At 46.8% G+C, this 23,872-nt stretch carries 16 protein-coding genes; 9 read left to right on the top strand and 7 right to left on the bottom strand.

All coding sequences use genetic code 11. The annotated features are described in order from the left end of the window. Positions 1-44: 44 nt before the first annotated feature. The 3 genes from NG795_RS19475 to NG795_RS19465 form a co-directional block, all read right to left on the bottom strand. The gene (locus NG795_RS19475) at positions 45-2,114 is read right to left on the bottom strand and encodes a prolyl oligopeptidase family serine peptidase (RefSeq protein WP_367290308.1); all 2,070 of its coding nucleotides are present in this window, start codon (positions 2,112-2,114) and stop codon (positions 45-47) included. Between the two features lie 43 nt (positions 2,115-2,157). Then, complete coding sequence (locus tag NG795_RS19470) at positions 2,158-2,304, bottom strand: hypothetical protein (RefSeq protein WP_367290307.1); 147 nt, start codon at positions 2,302-2,304, stop codon at positions 2,158-2,160. A gap of 259 nt (positions 2,305-2,563) precedes the next feature. After that, positions 2,564-2,698, bottom strand: coding sequence for a hypothetical protein (locus tag NG795_RS19465; RefSeq protein ID WP_367290306.1), 135 nt, complete (start codon positions 2,696-2,698; stop codon positions 2,564-2,566). 564 nt (positions 2,699-3,262) lie between these two features. Between NG795_RS19465 and NG795_RS19460 the strand changes: the two genes are divergently transcribed. Then, complete coding sequence (locus NG795_RS19460; protein WP_367290305.1) at positions 3,263-5,746, top strand: PAS domain S-box protein; 2,484 nt, start codon at positions 3,263-3,265, stop codon at positions 5,744-5,746. Between the two features lie 125 nt (positions 5,747-5,871). Beyond that, complete coding sequence (locus NG795_RS19455; protein WP_367290320.1) at positions 5,872-6,996, top strand: THUMP domain-containing class I SAM-dependent RNA methyltransferase; 1,125 nt, start codon at positions 5,872-5,874, stop codon at positions 6,994-6,996. Positions 6,997-7,054: 58 nt separating this feature from the next. On the opposite strand, the gene NG795_RS19450 is transcribed toward NG795_RS19455, so the two are convergent. Next, positions 7,055-7,477, bottom strand: a complete 423-nt coding sequence (locus tag NG795_RS19450) for a peptidylprolyl isomerase (protein ID WP_367290304.1) — start codon at positions 7,475-7,477, stop codon at positions 7,055-7,057. A 293-nt stretch (positions 7,478-7,770) separates the two neighbouring features. Between NG795_RS19450 and NG795_RS19445 the strand changes: the two genes are divergently transcribed. Then, the gene (locus tag NG795_RS19445; RefSeq protein ID WP_367290303.1) at positions 7,771-8,487 is read left to right on the top strand and encodes a DNA-binding response regulator; all 717 of its coding nucleotides are present in this window, start codon (positions 7,771-7,773) and stop codon (positions 8,485-8,487) included. Between the two features lie 66 nt (positions 8,488-8,553). On the opposite strand, the gene NG795_RS19440 is transcribed toward NG795_RS19445, so the two are convergent. Then, positions 8,554-9,177 (bottom strand): TenA family protein, encoded by a 624-nt coding sequence (locus NG795_RS19440; RefSeq protein WP_367290302.1) that lies wholly within the window; start codon positions 9,175-9,177, stop codon positions 8,554-8,556. Positions 9,178-9,271: 94 nt separating this feature from the next. Further along, entirely contained in the window at positions 9,272-11,227 is a 1,956-nt protein-coding gene (locus NG795_RS19435) for an ABC-F family ATP-binding cassette domain-containing protein (RefSeq protein WP_367290301.1), read from the bottom strand. A 683-nt stretch (positions 11,228-11,910) separates the two neighbouring features. Between NG795_RS19435 and NG795_RS19430 the strand changes: the two genes are divergently transcribed. Beyond that, complete coding sequence (locus tag NG795_RS19430; protein WP_367290300.1) at positions 11,911-12,963, top strand: glycoside hydrolase family protein; 1,053 nt, start codon at positions 11,911-11,913, stop codon at positions 12,961-12,963. 560 nt (positions 12,964-13,523) lie between these two features. Next, entirely contained in the window at positions 13,524-13,955 is a 432-nt protein-coding gene (locus NG795_RS19425; RefSeq protein ID WP_367290299.1) for a hypothetical protein, read from the top strand. Here NG795_RS19425 and NG795_RS19420 read toward each other — a convergent pair. Then, positions 13,929-14,078, bottom strand: a complete 150-nt coding sequence (locus NG795_RS19420) for a hypothetical protein (RefSeq protein WP_367290298.1) — start codon at positions 14,076-14,078, stop codon at positions 13,929-13,931. The two genes, NG795_RS19425 and NG795_RS19420, sit on opposite strands and share 27 nt — an antisense overlap. Positions 14,079-14,137: 59 nt before the next feature. On the opposite strand from NG795_RS19420, the gene NG795_RS19415 reads away from it, so the two are divergent. From NG795_RS19415 to NG795_RS19400, 4 genes are all read left to right on the top strand, one after another. After that, on the top strand, positions 14,138-14,506 hold the full coding sequence (locus NG795_RS19415) for a hypothetical protein (protein WP_367290297.1): 369 nt from the start codon (positions 14,138-14,140) through the stop codon (positions 14,504-14,506). An 868-nt stretch (positions 14,507-15,374) separates the two neighbouring features. Continuing rightward, the gene (locus tag NG795_RS19410; RefSeq protein WP_367290296.1) at positions 15,375-20,114 is read left to right on the top strand and encodes a CBS domain-containing protein; all 4,740 of its coding nucleotides are present in this window, start codon (positions 15,375-15,377) and stop codon (positions 20,112-20,114) included. Further along, positions 20,111-22,003 carry a response regulator gene (locus tag NG795_RS19405; protein WP_367290295.1) on the top strand — a complete coding sequence of 631 codons (1,893 nt, stop codon included), beginning with the start codon at positions 20,111-20,113 and terminating at the stop codon, positions 22,001-22,003. The genes NG795_RS19410 and NG795_RS19405 overlap by 4 nt, the downstream gene beginning before the upstream one ends. Positions 22,004-22,640: 637 nt before the next feature. Then, positions 22,641-23,495, top strand: coding sequence for an Npun_R2479 family HD domain-containing metalloprotein (locus NG795_RS19400; RefSeq protein WP_367290294.1), 855 nt, complete (start codon positions 22,641-22,643; stop codon positions 23,493-23,495). Positions 23,496-23,872 lie beyond the last annotated feature (377 nt).

The following is a 23,872-nucleotide window of genomic DNA, read 5'->3' as shown; positions in this document are numbered from 1 at the left end:
CTGAAGTCGTTACTACGAACTTAAGATAACGACTTCAGTTGTTATTACTTAACGGGGATATCCATGTCTAGGGTTCGGACTAGAAACGCCCACTTATCGGCGGCTTCCTCGATGATTTTAGCCGTGGGTTTTCCGGCACCGTGACCCGCTTTGGTTTCAATGCGAATCAGGACCGGTGCCTTCGAGGTATGTGCTGCTTGTAAGGCAGCGGCGAATTTGAAACTATGTGCGGGAACAACGCGATCGTCATGATCTGCCGTGGTAATCATAGTCGCTGGATAGGCAGTACCGGGTTTGAGGTTATGTAAGGGAGAGTAAGCATACAAGGCTTTAAATTCATCGGGATTATCTGGGGAACCGTAATCGGAACACCAGGCCCAGCCGATGGTAAACTTGTGGAAGCGTAACATATCCATGACGCCGACGGCAGGGAGGGCGGCAGCGAACAGGTCCGGACGTTGTGTCATACAGGCACCGACTAATAATCCGCCATTGCTGCCTCCGGCGATCGCAAGTTTCTGGGGTCGCGTGTACTGATGTTCAATTAACCACTCCGCAGCAGCGATAAAGTCATCAAACACATTCTGTTTATTTAACTTCGTCCCCGCTTGATGCCAATCTTCTCCGTATTCTCCCCCACCGCGCAGATTGGGAATGGCAATGATGCCGCCTAGTTCCATCCAGACGACTTGGGAGACGGAAAAACTCGGGGTGAGGGAAATGTTAAATCCCCCATATCCATACAAATAGGTGGGATTATTCCCATCCCGTTGGATTCCCTGTTTATGGATGATGAACATCGGCACCTGGGTACCATCTTTACTGGTGTAAAAAATTTGTTCTGTTGTATAGTTATCCGGTTTGAAATCGACCTGGGGTTTGCGATAAAGGGTACTCTGACCCGTCACCATATCGTAGCGATAAATGGTGGGTGGGGTGGTAAAGCTGGTGAAACTATAAAAGGTTTCGGTGTCGTGGCGTTTGCCATTAAATCCACCGGCAGAACCGATTCCCGGTAATTCGACTTCCCGGATGAAGGAACCATCGAGGTTAAATAGTTTAATTTGACTGCGAGCATCTTTGAGATAATCGGCGACAAACTGATTATTTAAAAGGCCGATACTTTCTAAGGTTTCGGGTGCTTCGGGAATCAGTTCGTTGCGATCGCCGGTGCGGATATTCAGAGAAATCAACCGACCCCGGGGTGCATTCAAGTCCGTTTGAAACCAAAATAAATCCCCTTCTTTATCGATAAATCCATACTGAGCTTCAAATTCGCTAATTAATTGGATAACTTCAGATTCAGGATGGGTTAAGTCTTTGTAAAAAACCAAATTTTTCGGGTCGGTACCGCGCCAGACGGAGATAATCAGAACTGTGCCATCTTCACTGACACCGCCGCTAAATCCCCACTCTTTTTGATCCGGACGATGATAAATTAAAATATCCTCGGATTGGGGAGTGCCGAGGCGATGGTAGAAGAGTTTTTGATAATAGTTAACATCTTCATATTGGCCTTTGGTGTTCGGTTCATCGTAGCGACTGTAGAAAAACCCTTGATGGTCGTGAGTCCAAGAAGCACCGGAGAATTTAATCCATTGAAGATGGTCGGATAAATCCTCGCCGGTTTCAATATCGCGAACTTTCCACTCTTGCCAATCGGAACCGGAGGAAGAGAGACCATAAGCCATGAATTGAGCATTTTCACTAATTGCAATACCCGCTAGGGCGATGGTACCATCTTCAGAGAGCTTGTTGGGGTCGAGCAAGACCCGAGGTTGATCATCGAGGTGATTGAGGACGTAGAGAACGCTTTGGTTTTGGAGTCCATCGTTTTTAAAATAAAAATACCGACTGCCTTTTTTAAAGGGGATGCCGTATTTTTCATAATCCCAAAGTTCCGTCAAGCGATGTTTGAGGCGATCGCGTTGGGGAATTTCGTTAAGATAAGCAAAGGTGACCGTATTTTGCGCTTCTACCCAAGCTTTGGTTTCCTCAGCGTCTGGGTCTTCCAACCAACGGTAGGGATCGGAAATCGGGATACCGTGGTAGTCATCCACGATATCGCTTTTATGAGTATTGGGATAGCTGAGGGTTCCGTCGAGATAGGACATACACTTAGGGAATTAAGGAGTGTATTCTAGTGTAGCGTTTTGCCTAGAGGATTGAAGCATTGCCGGGGACTGTGACAGTTTTTGTACCTACGGACCATCCCCGGGCGATCGCCACAGATGGGGACCACGGATCCCAGCAACAACCGGCGGGGGTTAAAAATAACAGAATCAAATCGGTTGAAACTGACATCTTGCACCAGTGGCAACAACCGGCGGGGGTTAAAACGATTGGCGGCCTAACAGAATCAAGTCGGTTGAAACCGACTGAAAACCCCACTGTATCAGACTTGCAGTCGGTTTTTAACCGAATGCAAGCTATGAGGCCGCCAATCGATTTATCCCCCGCCGGTTGTCGCAACTGCTGCAAGATGTCAGTTTCAACCGACTGAAAACACCACGGGATAAGACCCGCAGTCGTCTTTAGACGACTTGAGCTATTAGGCGGGGGTTTAAACCCCCGCCGGTTGTCCCCGCCGGTTGTCGCAACTGCGATGAGGCCGCCAATCGTTTGAACCCCCGCCGGTGTTGAGAATGGTGGAAGATGGCGGATTCCCCGAACCGAGGCGATCGGTTATGATATCCAAATTTTCTACCCTATCGAGTCAGAATCGAGAGAATTCAATTGCAATTGCAATTGAGTTCTATTGGTCACCGAACTGTTCCCCACTCCATGTAACCTAACAAGATAGAAGGGGAAAACATCGGGTGTAGAAGTAGTTTAATGCTAGGGTGGGGTCTAAATCCTCCGGGGTGACGTCCCATACTGGGGTAGCCACTCTCTGAGGCTCTAACTGATCCTGATTCAGAGCGGCTAGAGTTAAGGGTTTCCCGAAACCGATGACCTTTCCTAGGGAGTCTAGGGAGTGGTCATCGGGGAAAAACGCCCTCTTATTTACTCCGGTCTGGAGGGGATCCTAAAGAAAGTGGGTATCGCCCCTCGGTCGCCTGTATCAATAAATCCAGGAATTGTCCGTGGCGAGGGCTACATAAATTAGATTGAGTGAAATGCTTTCACCTGCGACTTATTTAGAATACAAGCTAAAGCAATTGGGTAGCCAAGAATGGGAAGTATAAAAAAGCCTTTTTGAATCAAACCCGTATTCGAGTAAAGTTGACCCTTTCTTTTTTACAGTGCTACATTTTTTACTATGGCTAAAATCCTAATTGTTGACGATGACGTAACCGTGCAGCTCGTCCTCCAGGACTTACTTGAAAGCGACGGACATCGCATCACCGTGGCCTCTGATGGGACCGAGGGTCTGCGGCTGGCCAGAGAACTGGAACCTGACTTGATTGTTTGCGATTGGATGATGCCCGGATTGGATGGATTAGAAGTTTGTCAGAAAATCAAGTCTGACCCCGAACTTGCACCGATGTTTTTCATCCTGCTCACTGCGCGAGAAGAAGTGGGCGATCGCATCAAGGGACTCAACACCGGAGCCGATGATTTTCTCTCCAAACCCATCGAAACCGAAGAATTTTTAGCGCGAATAAGGGCTGCCTTACGATTGCATGGCTTAACCCAAGAACTCAGCCAAGCCAATCAGCAGTTAGAAGCCTTAGTGGAGGTGCAGCGCCGACTCCTCGCCTTTAAGGGAGACACCACCACGGATAATAGTCTCAGCTACCCCTACACAGAAATTCTCAAACCCTTGGGACAAGCGGCTCATGCCAGTCGAGTCTACCTCTGCCAAAATCCGCCCCTGTCTGTATCTCTGGGGAATTCCTCGCCAACCGCTCACTCCCCGCTGTTGGTGGCCCAGTGGAGTTGCGAAGAGTTAAAAATTAAACCCGGATCCGACACCACTCCCCAACCGGCGCAATGTTTCTCCTTAAAGGCACCGGTGCTGATTGAGCGGTGGGTATCTCTGTTAGCGCGAGGAGAAGTCATTGCCGATGTTGTGAGTAACTTTCCCGACTCTGAACGGGAAATTTTAGAAAAATCCGGAATTCAATCCCTGCTGATTTTGCCCCTGATTGTGCATGGAGAATTCTTTGGATTTATTCGCTTTGACAACTGCACCGAAGCTCGGGTGTGGTCCGAGTCAGAAGTCTCTATCCTCCAGGCTGCTGCCGCCGCCGTCTCTCTTCATAAAGAGCGGGCCTTAGCGGAAGTGGCCCTGCGGTCTTCGGAAGCGCGCTATCGTGCCATTGTTGAAGATCAAACCGAACTGATTTGTCGGTTTGCACCCGATGGCACCCTGACCTTTGTCAATGATGCCTACTGTCGCTATTTCGGTGTGAGTCGCAAAGAACTCATGGATGGATCGGTGGTCTCTTTGATCCCCGATATCGATCGCAACCCCGTCGCCATGCCGGTTGTCACCCGGGAACGGCGGATCGTCCTGAGCAATGGAGATGTGCGCTGGCAACAGTGGACCGATCGCGCTATTTTTGACGCCCAAGGGGTGTTGAGTGAGTTCCAAGCCGTGGGACGAGATATCACGGAACGTAAATTAGCAGAAGCAGCGGTCCAAGCCAGCGAGGAACGGTTCCGCCAGTTAGCCGAAAATATCGAAGAGGTCTTTTGGATCAGCGATCCAGACTATAGCCAAATCCTGTACGTTTCCCCCGCCTATGAGGAAATTTGGGGACTAGAACGCCAGGAATTGTATGAGAAACCCACCGCCCGGTTAGAGGCGATTCATCCCGACGATCGCCAAGCCGTCCTTACAGGATTGATGCCTTTAGATCGCCTCGATCGCGAATATCGAATCATTCGACCCGATGGTTCCATTCGCTGGATTCGCGATCGGGGCTTTCCCATCCGTGACGAAGAAGGAAAAATCTACCGCATTGCCGGAATTTCTGAAGATATCACCGAAATCAAACGCGCTGAAGAGCAACTGCGTCATGCCTTGGCGAAAGAACGAGAAATCATGGAGTTTAGAACCCGCTTTGTTTCAATGGTTTCTCACGAATTCCGCACCCCCATGACCACCATTCTTTCTTCCGCTGATTTACTCGAATATTATTTAGAGGAATGGCCCCATGACAAACTGGATAAAAAGTTTCAAGCCCTCCATCGCATTCAATCGGCTACAGTGAACATGACCCAATTACTTGAAGATGTCCTGTTCATCGGACGGGCCGAAATGAGTCAACTTCCGTTTAATCCCCACCCCGTTGATTTGGTTCCATTTTGTGAAGAAATTGTCGAAGAATTCAAATTTTCTTCCACCAAAAAATACACGATTAATTTTGTTAAAAACTACTCCCGAGATTTTCTGAACAACAAAGGCTTTAAGCCTTGTTTTGACGAAAAATTATTACGCTATATTCTTAATAATTTGCTTTCTAATGCGATTAAATACTCCCCCGAGGGAGGAGAGGTTTATTTTGAATTAACCTGCACCGAAACTGATGTAATTTTCATGATAAAAGACTCAGGAATTGGCATTCCCTCCGAAGAAATCCCCCGCCTCTTCCAAACCTTCCACCGTTGCGGAAATGTCGGGAATATCCCCGGTACAGGGTTGGGATTGGCAATGGTGAAACGCAGTACCGACTTACATGGCGGGGAAATTTCCGTCAAAAGTGAGGTAGGATTCGGGACGGCATTTACCGTTAGGCTTCCTTTGTATAGCCGACAGCGAGAAGAGGATTCAAGTTCACAACAAGTTGGCTCATGATCATAACCGGGTTGTTCGGATCCGTCCTCCCTAAATGCTGCATCTTCCTGAACTTTGGGGAAGTGGAAATGACTTCCTGACGGGTCTGTACGGGTGCTTGCTTTTCTGATAAACTATGATTTATGATGACTGAATACTTTGCGACTGTTGCTCGGGGTTTAGAACCCATTGCTGCCCAAGAATTAGAACGGTTAGGTGCTCGGGATGTTCGTCCGGACTTTACAGGCGTCCATTTTTCTGGCGATCGCGCTTTACTTTACCGGGTTAATTTGTGGGGAAGAACGCTGTTTCGCGTTCTCGTTCCGATCCGAGAATTTTTCTGTCCAAATGCTGAAATGCTGTATCGAGAAATCCAGTCTATTGATTGGGAGGAGTATCTCGATCCGGGTAATACCTTGGCGGTCAACTGTACGGGCAGCAATCAGAAACTCAATCACACTCATTTTACAGCGTTACAGGTCAAAAATGCGATCGTAGACCAACAACGCGATCGCACGGGAGAACGGTCTACGGTGGACCCGAAGGACCCGGATTTGTTACTGAATCTGCATATTCATGGCGATCGCGCCATTCTCAGTTTAGATAGTTCCGGAAACAGCTTACATCGGCGCGGATATCGTCCGGCAATGGGAACTGCACCCCTCAAAGAAACCTTAGCGGCGGCTATTTTAGAACTGGCTGAATATTCCCCAGAACAAACCTTTTTAGACCCCTTATGTGGGTCCGGGACTTTACCCTTAGAGGCGGGTTTAAAGGCATTAAATATTGCACCCGGATTGTTTAGAGAACGGTTTGGATTTATGAGTTGGCGTGATTTTGACCTCGAACTTTGGCAAGAAATCCGCCAAGAAGCCCTAGAAGGTCAAAAAACCGAATTAACGGCCCCCATCTACGGCAGCGATCGCGATCGGGCTGTGATCCAACAAGCGTATCTCAATGCGGAAAACTGCGGATTAGATGCTCATGTTCACTTTTCCATCCAAGAATTTTATCACCTCGAACCCCCGGCAGAAAGCGGGATTTTGATTTGCAATCCTCCTTATGGAGAACGTCTCGGTGAAGTTCACGAACTGGGTGATTTTTATAAATCTATGGGAGATATTTTAAAACAACGTTTTACCGGATGGACAGCTTATATTTTATCCGGCAATAAAGAACTCACCAAAAAAATCGGGCTGAAATCCTCAAAACGCATTCCCGTTTACAATGGTTCCTTACCTTGTACGTTACTCAAATATGAAGTTTATTAACTTTGAAGCCAGATTGCTTGGCAGGGGAAATCCGTTGGAAACCCCCTACCACTTTTACTTAGTCTTTCTCGATTTTAACCGAGAGGATTTTATCTTTAGCCCGAATAGAGTTGACGACATCCATATCTTCGGTTTTACCAAAAACCGTATGTTGTCCATCTAAATGGGGTTGGGGAGAGTGGCAAATAAAGAATTGACTTCCCCCAGTATTGCGTCCTGCATGGGCCATTGATAATGTACCTGCTAGATGTTTGTTGGGGTTAATTTCACAATTGATTTTATAACCAGGACCCCCCGTTCCGGTTCCATTGGGACATCCCCCTTGGATCATGAAATTGGGAATCACCCGATGGAAGATTAATCCATCATAAAACCCACTTTCAGATAATTTGATAAAATTATCTACCGTATTCGGGGCATCTTTATCGAACAGATCCAGATGAATCGTTCCTTTGTCGGTTTCCATAATGGCACGAGGCATAGGTTTCTCCTTGAATTGATTCAGATTTAAGGGCGTTCTCAGTGGTTCGATCGCCCAGGACAGACCTATATTACCTTAGAGCGTCGGTTGTTGGGGAGGGGGGGAGGATTCGGGAGATGGGTCATTTGTCATTTGTCTTATGTCATTTGTCCTTGGTTGATGGGGAGGATGGGGGAGATCGGGAGGATGGGGAGGATGGGGAGATGAATTTTTTGAGTTCATCTTTACCAAGGATGATGTTGATTGCTGCTGGTTTGCTGTACTCTAAATAATGAAAAAATCAGAGGAAAATTATGGATAGCGAACAAACCCAAGAAATTCTCAGATTGCGGGAGAAAAAATTAAAACCGAAGGAAATCGCCCGCAAAATGGGGTTAAAAGTCTCGGAAGTTAGCGCATTTCTGAAAGAACAAGCCGAACAAAAGGCGATCGCCCGTGAGGAATCCGGAGAATTACCGCCGGTGTTTGAGTGTTTAATCAATGCCAATTGTCTCTCCCGACTGTTTCCTGAAAAAGGGGCGATCGCGACCCAATCTGAGGATGATTTAGACACCACAACCGACCCGGGTATGGCGATTGTAACGGTGACGCGATCGCCTGGATTTAACCGCTTTATTGTCTGTACTTACCTCGTGGATTATTGGTGTTTGGGGGTCAAAGATGCCTCGGGACCGCGCAAATACAATCGCAGTGAATATGAAAGAATTGCCTCTTTGTATTATGACTCGTTCATCGGGGGTGCTGAAAAAATTTCATTAACTCAGGCTCAAGCCATTGTCTGGGGTGCGGTTGAATATGCTGAAAAATTAGGCTTAAAACCCCATCATGATTTTGGAAAAGCTAAAGAACTGTTAGGGGAGTGGGATGGAGAACTTAAAATCGAATTTGGACAAGACGGAAAGCCATTCTATACTAGCGGACCCTACGATAATTCTGCCTCAATTATTAATAGCTTGAATAAATCGGTGGGTGAGGGAAATTATGAGTATCTGATTGGGATGGAATCTTAACTATAATTCCCTTGAATTTCTAGGGTTGTCAAGGAGGTATGAACTCCCCCTTGACAACCCCGAAATTTAGGTAGCATTAAATGCCATTTGCCAAAATGCTTTTTCAAATTGAGCCACGGTAATCACGGTTTGTTCCGCTTCTTTCTGAACCTCTGGTGAGGCATTACTGAGCATTTCATCGGCTTGGTGTTCTAACAATTTGACGTAATCCGTAAAGCCCGGATTTCCCCAGCGATCGGCAAATTCGGTATAGGGTTCTGGCATAGGTCCGGGCAATTGCCACCCTTGATTATAAGCTAACTCCACTGCCCACAATCCCGTTGTTTGCACAGCATAAGGAGTCCGGGCCAAACTTTCTAAAAACTGGCTGTATTCTTCACAGGTGCGCTGTTTAACAACGTCCAAGGATAAAGTCCGTTCGGCCGCTTTAACTTGAAACCAATTCAATTCATCTTTCAGGGCGGTTAATCCCCCTAACAGCACATCAAAATGATGATTAGGGGCAACGGATAAAATCCGGGCTAACATCCGGGTAAATTCCACCACAAATTGATAATCCTGCACCAGCCAAGTATTAAATTGCTCTGGGGTAATGGTGCCTTGTTTACACCCATCCAGAAAAGGATGCACCGTGGCTTCTTGCCAAAGATGTTTATGGTTTTTGAGAATTTCCTGACAAGTAATGGTCATAAGTTCAAGAGAAAAAACAACAGATTTAGGCTACATCATGCTCAGGGCAAAATTGCCCTACTGCCTCATCAAGATTATCAGCCAAAGCGGTGGTTTAGTTACTAGAATAAGCACTTTCTATTTCAGCCAATTCCATCCATCGTTCCGTGGCTACTTCTATTTCATGACCCAAATTTTGGACCTTTTGATGAAGTTTTTGCACTTCGGTGACGGCCCCGGGTTCGGCGCGATAGAGGGCTTTTTCCGTGGCGGCTTTTTCTGCTTCCATTTCGGCAATTTTGGCTTCGAGTTGCTGATACTCTCGCTTTTCCTTGGAGGACAGTTTGCGCTGGCGATTTTTATCCCAACTGACCCTTTCAGACTTGTCAACGGTGGCAGTTTGGGAGTCCTGTTTTTTCTCGGGTTGGCTGGCTGCTGCCAGACGTGAGGCTTCTGCGGCTTCGGCTTTTTGGTAGTCGAGATAAACCGTATAGTTGCCGGGGTACTGCCGGAGGTTTCCGCCTTCTTCTAAGGCAAAAATGGTATTGACGGTGCGATCGAGAAAATAGCGGTCGTGGGAGACAACGATCGCACATCCGTTAAAGTCTTCCAGGTAATCTTCTAAAACCGATAACGTCTGCACGTCTAAGTCATTGGTGGGTTCGTCCAAAATGAGAATATTTGGAGCACTCATCAAGACACGCAGTAAAAACAGTCGGCGTTTTTCTCCCCCCGAGAGTTTATGAATGGGTAAATATTGTTGATTCGGGGGGAACAGAAACCGTTCTAACATTTGGGAGGCGGTAATTTGCAGTCCGTCGGCAGTTTTGACTAATTCCGCTTCTTCTTTGACGTAATCGATCGCCCGTTGATTTTGATCCGCAGCGTCGAGTAAATCATCACAATGTTGGTCAAAATAACCAATATGGATGGTACTACCAATCTCTACAGTTCCTGAATCGGGGGCAAGGCGTCCGGTAATGATATCCAATAAGGTGGATTTGCCGATGCCATTTTTGCCGATAATCCCGATGCGATCGTCAGGACTAAATTTATAGGAAAAGTCTTGGATTAGGGTGCGATCGCCATAAGCTTTACGGACATTTTCTAGCTCGATCGCCTTCTTGCCAATCCGCCGACTAGCCGTGGAAATTTCCACCTTCCCTAAACTCTGTTTAAACTCCTTATCCTGGAGATCCATCGCCCGACCAATCCGAGCTTTTTGCTTGGTACTGCGGGCTTTAGGGCCGCGACTGAGCCATTCTAATTCCCGGCGCAATAGCCCATAATGTTTGCGTTCCTGACTGGCTGCCGCTTCTTCGGCAAGGGCTTTTTTTTCTAAATAATAAGAATAATTTCCGTCGTAAGTGTAAAGTTCGCCGCGATCGAGTTCGATAATCCGATTGGTGACGCGATCGAGAAAATAGCGATCGTGGGTAATCAGTAAAATTGCCCCGCGAAAGCTATTTAAGTAACTCTGTAACCACTCCACGGAAATCGCATCCAGATGGTTTGTCGGTTCATCCATCAGCAGCACATCGGGATCGCTGAGTAAAGCGGCAGCCAGGGCGATCCGCTTGCGGTATCCCCCGGAAAGGGTCCCGATTTGGGCATCAAAATCTTCGATTCCTAACTGACTGAGGATAATTTTGGCTTGGGTTTCCAGTTCCCATGCGCCACTGGTTTCCATATTGTGCATGACTTCGGATAACCGCGCCATCAACGGTCCATCTTCAGGGTGGCGGGCAATTTTGTGGCTGAGGTCCTCATATTCGCGGACTAGGTTCATGCGATCGCCACAGTCGGCAAAAACCTGTTCTAATACCGTCCGGTTTTCATCGAGATCCGGTTGCTGCGGGAGATACACGATTCTCACCCCAGAATTGACTAAAATTTGCCCGCCATCCACAGGTTCTAAGCGGGCAATCATTTTCAATAGGGTAGATTTGCCGGATCCATTTGTGCCGATCAAGCCAACTTTATCGGTGGGATTGAGGCTAAATGTGGCATCCCGGAGGATTTCTTTAATGCCAAAATCTTTTTTGACGGATTGTAGGGTAAAGATGCTCATCAAATTCCTTTATACGGCACAGACTCCTCCTTTGTATTATCCCTCAGTCTTTGCCTCGTGGGTAGTGCTTTAGGCTGAATCTGCCTTGAATCCACTGCTGCCCCGGACCAGAAACCCAGTTTCTCCACAAAATCTCGGGCAATCAGCTATCAATCGGTTGCAGAAACCCGGTTTCTAAATTTAGCTGAAATCTCTGGGGTGATGGGTCCTCTGCCTGCCCTGCTACGGGTTAGGGATCGGCGCATTACGAGACTAAATTAGGGAAAACAGTATGAATAGCCAATCTATTATCGTACCATTCGTCGGTTTTTATTTGGCAATAGTTTTATTGATAAATATTGATAATTTCTAAAACTGCCAAGCAATAGAATTAAACTAGCTTGGACTCAAGGGGTTTGAGATCTCCCGATTGGGTGAGATTGTTAATCCGGCCTTGAGGCATCCCTTAATTTAGGTCTACCTCGGGAGTGTTTTTTTGCCTCCAGGTAAATGAGAGGCTGATGTATAGGAAGCTGACCCGCAAGGGAGGCGATCGCCTTTCCTCATCTACTCCGGCCTGAAATCTCCCCTCTTCTGTAGGGGCGGAAAACCCAAAACCCTTCTAGGACAAAGAGTTGCCCCTCATTGGACATGGGTACAAGACGGGACCATTCCCCCTCGAAAAACCGAAACACAGGTGCGCTATGAACCACGACACTCTAAAAGCTCAAATCACCCCCGATCGCGAGGCGATTCAACTCTGGCTGCAACAACAGCCTCCCCACCAACGCCGCGATCGCCGCTTATGGGTCAAAGAGTTTTTAGCGTTTGTCGGGAAACCTCTGGCGGTGGTTACCTTAGCCGATGTCCGGGCCTTTGCTCAAACCCTGGCCGCCCGTCGCATCCCACCCCAACAAGCTCAAGCGCGATTGTCCGTGATCAAGTCTCTGTTTGCCTATTGGTATCGTCAGGGGCAGTTGCCCGTGAATATTCCCCTCCAACATTGGCCCAAAGTCCGGGTTAAGGGACCCTCGTCTTCAGGTTCGGTAATTCTCCTCGGGATACTGTCTCATTTAGGATCTACCCTCAGACAGAGATTTGGGCGACAGTCCCGGAAACCCGCCACCCGTCAGAAGCAGGCAGCGTTCTGGGGTGGAGTCTGTTTGGCGGGGGTGGCGTTGGTGATTCCCGCTCATCTCAACTCTCAAGCGGAAACCACGGAAGAAGTCACAATTCCCCAGCCCTCGCCCCAAGTTCGACGCCAAAGGGTGGCAAACCTCAAGGCGGCTCAGGTCCAGGCTTTTCTGGATACGATCGCCTGGGCGGAAGGTACTGCCGGTCCCAACGCCTATCGGATGCAGTTTACCGGGACTAAGTTTGCGAGTTTTCAGGATCATCCCCGGGAAATCAAATGTGGGTCTAGCTACGGGTCCCGACTTTGTTCCGATGCCGCAGGCAAGTATCAGTTTCTGAGTACCACTTGGGACCGCATGGCTAAAAAAATAGGCGCGTCTGATTTCTCCCCTACCAATCAAGACCGCGCCGCGATCGCCCTGTTGGATGAATATGGGGTGTTAGAAGATATTGAGGCGGGTTCCTTCGCCTATGCCGTGATCCAGTTGATTCCCGTCTGGCCTTCCCTTCAGGATGTGGGCAATGGCGATCGCTCCCGGGCGATCGCCCGCTTAGAACAGGTGTATCAGAAAAAATTACGGAAGCATTCTTTTCAGCCAGCAGCGTTCCGGAAAAATAATTAGCAAGCCCTATTTGTCCGGCTAGTTAATATTTATTAATATTCTCCTAAATCAACAGGCTGTAAGGTTTTGAGCATCGGTAAGTAAAAAATTTCCACCCTTTAATCTTTTAAATTTTTCCGGTGTGGTTAAACCCAATGATAGAGGGGTTCTCTCCTATCTATGCCTGTTAATCTCTGCCCTGGGGGGGAGCATTAACTTTAGTTATTTTGACAGAATAGAAGGTAAGGTAACTCGAAACCAGGAGTAATCGCATCAATCAATAATAGGCTTTAGTTCCCTCGGACTAAGAGTGCGAATTGCTGATGAAGATGGGATAAAAATAACCCAGTCTCGGGCCCAAGCCCTTGAACCCTGAATCAAAGGGACAATCAATTACCTCGGTCAACGACCTGCACTATTTAAAGATTCTTAACAATTTTTTCTAGGACTTAACTTAAAATTGCGGGTCTTCAGGGTGTTAATTGCCATCGCACAGGTAGAGTCCAAAGCCGAAGAGAAATTTCAGCGTTTTAGGCCCTGCGATCGGCGAACTGAAGAGACAAAAATTAAGGAGAATATCCATGAAAGGCATTTATAATATAGTCACTGTTTTAGCCATTAGTTTAGGAATAGGGATAGCCCCACCTGCGCTCGCCGAAAATTTATCTGAGCCTTCTGCCCGGGAATCCCAGACTGTGATTGAAGTCGATTCTTATGACTTTGTAGTGCTCGCAGAAGAGGCCCTGGAGGTGGGAGATTATCAAAATGCCATTTTCCATGCTAACCGGGCGATCGATCTCGAACCCGGTTTAGGAAATGCCTATCTGATTCGAGGACAGGCCCGGGCCTATCAAGGGGAAATCCAAGTAGCGATCGCCGACTTAGAACAAGCCGCCCAGGTTTACCGTCAGAACAACAATCAAATCGGTTATCTCCTTGCACAACAATATCTGCGGGACTTGAATGCGCCGAGTTCTCCTCAAGCCTTAACCCTTCCGGACCTCACCCCTTAATCGGGACCAGAGTCCGGCGATCGCCTCCTGAGTCCGGGCGATCGCTCCCCCTGCCCATGCCAGTCTGGCGATCGCCCTCCCGGGATGACCCTGTATAACTCCCCCTCTCGGAGCAAATATCACCTGTTCACTGGATTCACGCCAATTTTCAAAATGTTCCTTGTCTGCAAAGGATAATCTTTATGACTCTCAAGGCGACCCCAGCCCAATTACATACCCTGCAACCCCTAGTAAATCCAATAAACCAGGCCGCCGAACAAATCCACACCCTCCAGCGTCGCGCCCTAGGTGCGATCGTGATTACCCTCCTCTTGCTCATCCTCACCTATACTCTGGATGTACTATCCGCTTGGGCCTCTATCGCCACATCAACGGCCCTCTCAACCTTGTGTTTATTAAACATTGTCACCACCACCCTGACCCTACTCACTGGCGTAGCAGGCATCGGGGCCGCCATGACCTTTGTCTCCTATCGTGCTAAGGTGCTGCGGTGCATTTCCCCAAGAGGAACGACGAGGGGACCCCTGGCTCCCTCCTCATTCAATTCCTAGTCAACCCACCCTCTCAAAGCCTTTTTAAAATTAGGCCCAAATCCGGTGGTAAAAAGTCGTTTTTATCTCTTAGCCCGCGCTTCTCGGGCTTCGTCCGCAAATGCCCCACCCTTGAGGGTGTGGGTTTTTTCGGGGAATTTTTTCTTTTTTAGGCCAATCTCCGGGGGATTTATTACCCAGAATTTCGCCGATCGAGCAATCGCTAGGGCCTTTTCTTCCCTCTGCGGGTTAATCAATCGGATGAGGTTTCCCAATCGCGATCGGGTTGCTCAATCCCTCCGATTCACCCCAGGCAGTTTCTGCCCTTCCCCCATCAAAATTTCCACCGATAAAGATGAGGGAAAAAGGTTGTCAAAAGGGGCTTTATCCTGTAAAATTACTGTTTTAAATCGGTCCAAGCCGATTGAGTGGGTTACTCTAATTGGCAGGGTCGCTCCGGTGCAGGATGTTAGAAGAAGGGATGGAGAGCCGCTAATAGAGGGAATCAAGGGAATCAAAATAACCCAAGTCCGTCCCTGTGCCCGTTGCGGACCCTAACTCCCTTAATTCGCGATGGGCCGTCCCTTAAGAATTGTAAAGATATGTAAAATCTCCTTTCAGGAGCTAGTAAATTAAAATAAATTGAACACTTTTTAGCTTGGCTTTACTTCCATCTCAAGCCTATCACTGGGGTCTACACATTATTAAACTAAGCTCTATCCGGATAAAAATAGTCAACCCATCCCCGGGGAACATCTGAAAATTTTACCGATTTAGCGTTGCTCAATAAAACCCGTTAGTTTCTTGGAAATAAATCCAACGGATTCAAGCCGGTTGAGTTCCAAGGGAAAGGACAGTATAAACTGAAGTAAATAAGCATAGATAGAACATGAATTTAGCCCGGATTCATATTATTGAAAAAAACTCGTTAATGATCGCGCCAGATACCGGGGCGAGTGAGGCGATCGCCCTCATGAATCAACAGCGTTCCAGTTGTGCATTAGTCGTGGAGAATCATCAGATAGTCGGAATTTTGACCGAACGCGATATAGTCAGAATGACCGCAGAGGCGATCGACCTTAACATCGTCAAGGTTGCAGCAATTATGACCCGCGATCCAGTCCGGATCGTGGTTTCCGCTGACTTAGATATTTTTTCCGTATTATCAACCCTGCGCCAGCACAAAATTCGCCACTTACCCGCTATTGATGAGTCCGGAAATATCCTGGGGGTGATTACCCAAAATAGTATCCGCCAAGCCCTTCAACCCACAGATTTATTAAAATGCCAGCAAGTCGCTCAGGTGATGAGCGATCGCGTGATTCACTTACCCCAGACCGTTTCTCTGAGGGAAATCACTCAAAAAATGACCCTAGAGCAGGTCAGTTGTATTGTCATTGTTGACCCCAACCATCACTCAGGAACGGTACCGATTGGGATGATTAACGAACGGGATATCGTTAAATTTCAGGCTCTAAATTTAAACTTAGCAGAAATTGTCGTCTCCGAGGTCATGAATACCCCGTTTCTTCCAATTAAAACCGGGAATTCCTTGTGGGATGCTCATCAATTAATGGAAGAACATGAAATTCGCCCCTTAGTGGTGGTGAATGAATCGGGAAATTTAGCAGGCATACTCACTCAAACCAGCCTGTTAGAAGCCCTCGACCCGCTTGAAATTTACAGAACCCTAGAGGTGTTAAAAGAGCAAGTGAATCGCGGAGGGATTGAGCTAAATCAGTTAAACGAACGCCTCCTGGAGGAAATTGCCCTGCGAGAACAGGAATTGCAGGAACGGTCCCGACTTGAGGGGGAACTGAAAGCCGCGCGCGCCGAAGCAGAAGCCGCTACAAATCGGGTAACGGATATCCTAGAAAGTATTACGGATGCCTTCTTTTTTCTGGATTCCCATTGGCGATTTACTTATATTAATCCCCAAGCTGAACTGCTCTTTCAAAAAAAAACCAAAGAACTCCTGGGTCAAAGTCTTTGGGTGGAATTTCCCGAAGCGAGGCAAGGGAGATTTTATGAAGAATACCAACGGGTTGTTGCGGAAAACATCAGCCGGGAATTTTTGGAATTTTATCCCCCCATGAATCGCTGGTTTAAGATTCATGCTTATCCCGCCCATGAGGGGATTTTGGTGTATTTTGAAGATGTTACAGAGCAGATTCAAGCCGAAGCCTCTCTAAAAGAAAGCGAACAGTTTTTACGCAGCATCTATGAAGGGGTAGAAATGGCTATTTTTATTGTGGATGTCTTGGCAGATGGCACGTTTCGCTACTTTGATAGTAATCCCACCCATGAACGGATTTGGCAGATTTCTGCGGAAGAAATGACCGGAACCACCCCCGAACAGCTGTTGCCTCCATCCGTCGCTGAGGAGGTGATGCAAAGGTATCGCCACTGCATCGAAACTAGAGAACGGATAACCTATGAAGAAAAGCTACCCTTAGAAGGCCAAGAAAGTTGGTGGTTGGCCCACTTAAGCCCAATTTTTGACAGTAGCGATCGCATTTACCGGCTGATTGGGACGAGTTTTAACATCACCGATCGCAAGCAAGCGGAAATTGCACTGGAACAGCAACTCAAGCGGGAGCAATTACTCAATGCGATTCAAGACCGGATTCGTTCCTCCTTGAATTTAGAAGAAGTTTTAACAACTGCTGCCCACGAAGTTCGCCAATTTTTATCGAACGATCGCCTGTTAATTTATCGAGTTGATCCCGATGGCACCGGCATCGTGGTTACCCACTCGTTCGATCCCCTGGCCCCTGAGATTAACGGGAATACTTTTCCCCAGGAATGCTTTAGCCAACTGGAACTGGACCGTTACGCTCAGGGGGAAATTGTAGCCATTGAAAATACCGAGTTAGTTACAGATTTCCCTTGTCTTGCGGTGTTAATAAAAACCCTCAAGATTAAGGCTCAACTGGTCATTCCGATTTTAAAAGAACAAAATTTGTGGGGTTTACTGATTGCCCATCATTGCCGAAGTACCCGCGAATGGCATCCCTCGGAGATAGAATCCCTGCGCTCTATTGCCGGACAACTGGCGATCGCTGTTCAACAATCCATCTTATTTGAGCAAGCCAAGGCTGAACTAATTGAGCGTCAAAAAGCCGAAGAAGCTTTGCAAGCCAGCCAACGCTTCGTGCAGAACATCGCGGATACTTCTCCCAACCTCTTATATATTTACGACATTTTAGAGCAGAGGAACATTTATGTCAACCGAGAACTTGCCAAAATGTTGGGCTATTCTGATGAAGAAGTTTCCAAATTGGGGCCTAATTTGTTAACATCCCTGATTCACCCCGAAGACTTGGACAAAATTCCCGAACATTTTAAAACCCTCTCGCAAGCGCAAGAGGGAGAGATTTTTGAACTGGAATATCGGATCAGAAATATTCAGGGAGAATGGCGCACTGTTTTAGCTCGGGAAACGATTTTCTCCAGAACAGAAGAGGGCATCGTCAAGCAACTTTTAGGCACAGCAACGGATATTACCCACCTCAGAGAAAGTGAAGCCGCCTTGCGGGAAAGTGCCGAACGGGAAAAGGCAGTCGCTTCCGCAGTCCAGCGGATTCGTCAATCCCTAGATTTAGGGACAATTTTTGCGGCAACTACGGAAGAATTGCAAGGATGTTTAAGCTGTGATATTGTTGCGATTTACCGTTTTAATCCGGACTACAGTGGCGAGTTTGTTTCGGAAGCCGTCAGATCACCACGAGTTTCAGTCTTGCAAAGAAACCACCAATCCCTGTACCTATCCGCTCAACCGGATCCGGAGCAACTTTGCCAGATGCAAGTTCTGATTAATTCTTGTGTAGAGTGGCAAGATACCCATTTGATTCAGACTGGAGGGGGTGATTTTAACCGAGACGAGAATTGCTTGGTGGTGGAAGACATTTATCAACGCAACTTTAGCCGTTGTTACTTAGGACGCTTAGAAGAATTTCACGTTAGAGCTTACATGATTGTCCCGATTTTTTGCGGCTCAAAACTGTGGGGATTATTAGCCGCTTACGAAAGCGATCGCCCGCGAGAGTGGCAACCAAGCGATCGCAAGATTGTCATCCAAATTGGCAATCAATTGGGGGTTGCCTTGCAGCAAGCGGAATTGCTCGAACAAACCAAGAAGCAATCAGAAGCCCTCCAAAAAGCGGCGATCGCGGCGGATGCGGCTAACCAAGCTAAAAGTGAATTTCTCGCGAACATGAGTCACGAATTGCGAACCCCACTGAATGCGATTCTAGGATTTACCCAACTGATGAATCGCCATTCATCCGATCGCCCCCAACACCAGGAACACTTGAGAATTATCAATCAAGCGGGAGAACATTTACTCTCGTTAATTAATGATATTCTGGAAATGTCTAAAATTGAAGCGGGGAGAACCATTTTTAACCCAACTTCCTTTCATTTAATTTCTTTAATCAGAAACCTAGAAGCAATGTTGAAGGTTCAAGCCCAAATCAAAGGCTTAACCCTAAATTTTGAATTGGATAAAAACTTGCCGGAAATAATAGTCTCTGATGAAAGCAAATTGCGGCAGGTTTTATTTAATATGTTAGGAAATGCTATTAAATTCACAAACTCGGGTGGGGTGACCTTGCGGGCGAAACTAGAATCCTATTTAAACAATAACTCCCTAAATAATTCCCCGATTTTCTCCGAAACACCATCAATTCTTTGCATTGAAATTGCCGATACCGGAGCTGGCATTGCGCCGGAAGAAATGACTCAGCTATTTGAACCCTTTTCCCAAACGGAAACGGGCCGCAAATCCCAGCAAGGCACAGGATTAGGATTGCCGATTAGTCGCAAATTTGTTCAATTAATGGGAGGAGATATTCACGTCAGCAGCACCCAGGGAGTCGGAACGGTGTTTAGCTTTAAGATTCAAATTGTAGAAATCAACGCACTCCCAGAACCTCCGGTTCAAACCCCTGGACAAGTGATTGGGTTAGACTGTGATCAGGAACGCTATCGGATTTTAGTCGTCGATGATGCGGTTAATAATCGGCGGTTTTTAGTGACCCTGCTTTCCGAGATCGGGTTTGAGGTCCGCGAAGCCGAAAATGGTCAAGAGGCGATCGCCCTCTGGTCCAGTTGGGACCCTCATTTGATTTGTATGGATATGCGGATGCCCGTCCTAGACGGTTATCAAGCAACCCAACAGATTAAAGCGAGTCTGAAAGGACAAGAAACCGTGATTATCGCTCTGACTGCCAGCGCTTTTGAAGAAGAAAGACAAGGGATTTTAGCTTGCGGTTGTGATGATTTTCTCCACAAACCGTTTCGAGAAGAAGTCCTCCTAGAAAAAATATCCACTCATCTAGGGGTTACCTATCGTTATGCACAAAAAAATCCTCCCTGTACCCAAGAATCATCCTCTAAATCTAACCTCTTAAATCGAGATGAACTTAAAAAATATTTATTTGAAATGCCCTCCGAATTTGTCACCAATCTTTATCAATTTGCTTCTCAAGGTTACGATGAAGGAATTTTTGAATTACTGGAATTCATACCATCTGAGAAGAGCCATCTCGCTCATACCTTGAGAGAATTAACCAAAAACTTTGATTTTGAAATGATTATTGAATTAACGGAACAGGAGGAGGCATGAATTACGCTCTAGGCGAATTAAATAAGCCCCGGGAACCCCAAAACAATCGCCCGAATATTTTGGTAGTGGACGATACTCCAGATAACCTGCGCCTATTGTCCTCTGTATTGACTGATAATGGCTACCGGGTTTGTAAAGCCTTGAAGGGAGACATGGCTTTAACCGTCTGTAAAAATGCCTTGCCCGATTTAATCCTGCTGGATGTCATGATGCCGGGGATGGATGGTTATGAAGTTTGCAAATGCTTGAAGCAGCAGGAAACCACTCGCCAAATTCCCGTGATTTTTTTAAGTGCCTTGAATGACGTGGAGGATAAAGTCAAAGCCTTTGAAGCCGGAGGGGTTGATTATATTTCTAAACCCTTCCAAGAAGCCGAGGTTTTATCCCGAGTTCAAACTCATCTAAAGTTACGCCAACTTCAGATTAATCTTGAAGAAAAAAATCTCTGTTTACAACAGGAAATTACTGAGCGCCAACAGGCTCAACGCTCTTTGGAGGTCAGTGAAGCGAAAAATCTGGCATTGGTCAATGCGATTCCTGATGTGATGTTTCGCATTGGCGAGGATGGATTTTTCTTAGATTATCGGAGCCCCTCTTTAAGGGAGCCTGATGAGCGCGAAGAGAGTTCAGAGAATCCCACGGATTATTCCAAGAGTCAGGATTTGACGCCCCATATTTTTCCGATTTCCGAATCGTTAGCTGCTGATTCGAGTTTTGTAGGAAAGCATATTAATCAGGTTTTATCCGAGGATTTAGCCATTTGGATTATGCATTATGTCCAGCAAACTCTCCTGACTTCAGAACTCCAGCTTGCGGAGTATATCCAACGGGATAAAAATCAAGATCGGTGGGTGTCTTATGAAGTTCGCTATGTCAAAAGTGGCCCATCCGAGGTGCTGGCGATCGCCCGGGATATTTCCTCCCGCAAACAGGCTGATGCCGCCAAACTCCAGGCAGAAGCCATCATGCGCCATCAAAAGCAAAAAATCCAACAAGCCTTAACGGATCTGCAAGAGGCTCAAGTCAAATTGGTTCAAAATGAAAAAATGGTGGGCTTGGGTCAATTAGTCGCCGGAATTGCCCATGAAATCAATAATCCGGTTAATTTTATCTATGGAAATATCTCTCATGTTCAGAGTGCTATTTCTAATTTAGTCAATCTTCTGGAAATTTATCAACAAGAACACCCTCCCAATGAGAAGGTGGGCAAAGTAATGGAAGAGTTAGATTTTGATTATTTAACTGATGATTTAAGAAAAATGATGACTTCAATTGCCGCTGGAGCAGAACGGATTAATCAAATTGTTTTGTCCTTGCGGAAGTTTTCTCTCATGGATGAAGCCGGAGTTAAAAAAGTTGATATTCATGAGAATTTAGAAACCACTCTGGTTTTATTGAAGCACCGATTTAAAATAGCGGATGGACAAGAGATTGAATTGATTAAAGAGTATGGGGAAATCCCGCCAATTCTCTGTTATCCAGGCGAACTCAACCAAGTGTTTTTTAATCTCTTAAATAATGCGATCGATGTTTTAAGCGATATTTTACCCGATCGCCTCAAAGCTCAGAAAGCCAATCCCAACGCCCCTGATTTCGTGCCTTCGATTCGGATTTCTACGGCGTTAACCGATCGCCAAACCCTGTTGATTCGGATTAAAGATAATGGTCCCGGAATCAGCGAATCTGGGCGATCGCGCTTATTTGACCCCTTCTTTACCACCAAACCCGTTGGCAAAGGCAGAGGATTGGGACTCTCCATTAGTTACCAGATCATCGTCCAAAAACATGGAGGACAACTCTCCTGCAATTCCACCCCAGATCAAGGCGCAGAGTTCGTGATCGAACTTCCCCTGGTGCAATCCACCACAGACCCCGGGGGAGTTCCCTAACCGGCGATCGCTCACCCACTCAACCTTCGCTCCGTCGCCGAATCGAAGAGGTATCAGGAATCAATATTGGATACTCCCTGAAGGGGAACTTTTTACCGGAGACCGTTTCAGATATTCCATCCCCCTAAAGGTTAGGGCCTCCTTCCCGGGGGTCCATCGATACCCTAGGGGAGAATCTCTAATCCGACGGGGATCAATTTAAAGTCATGAATTTTTAATTTTTGAGTCAAAAAATCGTTTGAGCCATCATGATCCCCCTAGAATTCAGCCGATTCTAGCCTTTAGGCCCTCCACAGACAACTCCATTGTCACATAGGTCAAATGACTCGCATCACATCATCTGGATCGGGTTTAATTCATAATAGAAGCATTTAGGGAAACCTCAAAACAATAGGTGGACTGGGTGTCCTCCTAAACCGAATGGAACCCAGCCATTTCAATCTCGAAATCCGCCTGGGCAATGAGTGGGTTTCACCCCTGATGTTCCCCAGGCGGGATGTCGCTCCAACCTCAAAGCCCAATCCAGAGGGAAAGGCGATACACCCCCAATTCTGGGGGGGTCCGATCTTAAAAGCCCTCTGAGTGGTCAAGAACCATGCCCCAACTTTAAGACTTAGTTTGATTGAGAAGACGGAAGATGTTTAATTCAACAGCACTACTCATTGAAGCTTTCGTGGAACGCCTGCAAGAAGGCTACCATCGGACCTACGGAGGATATAAACCGGATTACGCAGAAATCCTGGCTTGGGCCGGTGGTATGGCATTAGAAAATATTGCCAACAGTGATGCCCTGTATCACAACGTAGAACATACCATTTTGGTCACATTAGTCGGGCAAGAAATCCTGCGCGGTAAACATATTCGAGAAGGCGGCGTATCCTGCGAAGATTGGCTGCATTTCATTATTTCCTTGTTGTGTCATGATATTGGCTATGTCAAGGGAGTCTGTCGCCAAGATGAAGATAGCAAACGACTCTATGCCACCGGCAGAGATGGCCTGAAAGTACCCATTCCCTTTGGCGCGACCGATGCCAGTTTAACCCCCTATCACGTCGATCGCGGCAAACTTTTCATCTCCGAACGTTTCGGAGGTCACCGACTCATTGATGCAGAAATCATTAAACGGAATATCGAACTCACGCGCTTTCCCGTTCCGGTAGATGAAGATCATAAAGATACTTTTAATTATGCGGGAATGGTTAGAGCGGCAGATTTGATCGGTCAATTAAGTGATCCCCGCTACTTGCAAAAAATTGCGGCATTATTTTATGAGTTTGATGAAACCGGAGCCAACAAAAAGCTCAACTACCGCCATCCCGGAGACCTTCGTCGGAACTATCCCAAATTCTACTGGCATGGCGTTTTTCCCTTTATTACCCAGGCTCTGGCTTACCTAAATTTGACCCAACAAGGTAAACAAATTGTGGCTAACCTCTATGCCAATGTCTTCAAAATAGAACATGAAGACCAGCAGCTTTCTGAGGTGGCCTAAACCTACCCTGCCCCCCTCCCATCCAACCTCATCCCAAATCATCCCTCAACAGGGCAAGGACAAACAATAAAAGGGAAATTGCTAATGCTCAACCTCACGACTTCAGTCGTTATCTTTTCTTAAGTTCAATGTCCCGACTTCAGTCGTTCTCTTCAGTTCGTAGTAACGACTTCAGTCGTTATCTTTCCCCAGTTCGTAGTATAGCAATTCCCAGACTCATGAGGTACAATTCAAAGCCCCTCTCCCTTCTTGGGAGAGGGGTTTGGGGCCGCCATCGCTGTACCTTATAGAGATGAGAACCGCTATAACGACTTCAGTCGTTCTCTTCTGTTCGGTCTCAGCAACTTCAAGAGAACTTCCCCGAAATAAAAAGCGCG

Source organism: Laspinema palackyanum D2c, from assembly GCF_025370875.1.
Lineage (GTDB): Bacteria > Cyanobacteriota > Cyanobacteriia > Cyanobacteriales > Laspinemataceae > Laspinema > Laspinema palackyanum.
This window is presented reverse-complemented; position numbering and strand designations above follow the sequence as displayed.

Excerpts from the sequence above, each read along its gene's own strand:
- NG795_RS19475 (WP_367290308.1), bottom strand. The coding sequence starts at position 2,114 with ATGTCCTATCTCGACGGAACCCTCAGCTATCCCAATACTCATAAAAGC.
- NG795_RS19470 (WP_367290307.1), bottom strand. The coding sequence starts at position 2,304 with ATGTCAGTTTCAACCGATTTGATTCTGTTATTTTTAACCCCCGCCGGT.
- NG795_RS19460 (WP_367290305.1), top strand. The coding sequence starts at position 3,263 with ATGGCTAAAATCCTAATTGTTGACGATGACGTAACCGTGCAGCTCGTC.
- NG795_RS19455 (WP_367290320.1), top strand. The coding sequence starts at position 5,872 with ATGACTGAATACTTTGCGACTGTTGCTCGGGGTTTAGAACCCATTGCT.
- NG795_RS19450 (WP_367290304.1), bottom strand. The coding sequence starts at position 7,477 with ATGCCTCGTGCCATTATGGAAACCGACAAAGGAACGATTCATCTGGAT.
- NG795_RS19445 (WP_367290303.1), top strand. The coding sequence starts at position 7,771 with ATGGATAGCGAACAAACCCAAGAAATTCTCAGATTGCGGGAGAAAAAA.
- NG795_RS19440 (WP_367290302.1), bottom strand. The coding sequence starts at position 9,177 with ATGACCATTACTTGTCAGGAAATTCTCAAAAACCATAAACATCTTTGG.
- NG795_RS19435 (WP_367290301.1), bottom strand. The coding sequence starts at position 11,227 with ATGAGCATCTTTACCCTACAATCCGTCAAAAAAGATTTTGGCATTAAA.
- NG795_RS19430 (WP_367290300.1), top strand. The coding sequence starts at position 11,911 with ATGAACCACGACACTCTAAAAGCTCAAATCACCCCCGATCGCGAGGCG.
- NG795_RS19425 (WP_367290299.1), top strand. The coding sequence starts at position 13,524 with ATGAAAGGCATTTATAATATAGTCACTGTTTTAGCCATTAGTTTAGGA.
- NG795_RS19415 (WP_367290297.1), top strand. The coding sequence starts at position 14,138 with ATGACTCTCAAGGCGACCCCAGCCCAATTACATACCCTGCAACCCCTA.
- NG795_RS19410 (WP_367290296.1), top strand. The coding sequence starts at position 15,375 with ATGAATTTAGCCCGGATTCATATTATTGAAAAAAACTCGTTAATGATC.
- NG795_RS19405 (WP_367290295.1), top strand. The coding sequence starts at position 20,111 with ATGAATTACGCTCTAGGCGAATTAAATAAGCCCCGGGAACCCCAAAAC.
- NG795_RS19400 (WP_367290294.1), top strand. The coding sequence starts at position 22,641 with ATGTTTAATTCAACAGCACTACTCATTGAAGCTTTCGTGGAACGCCTG.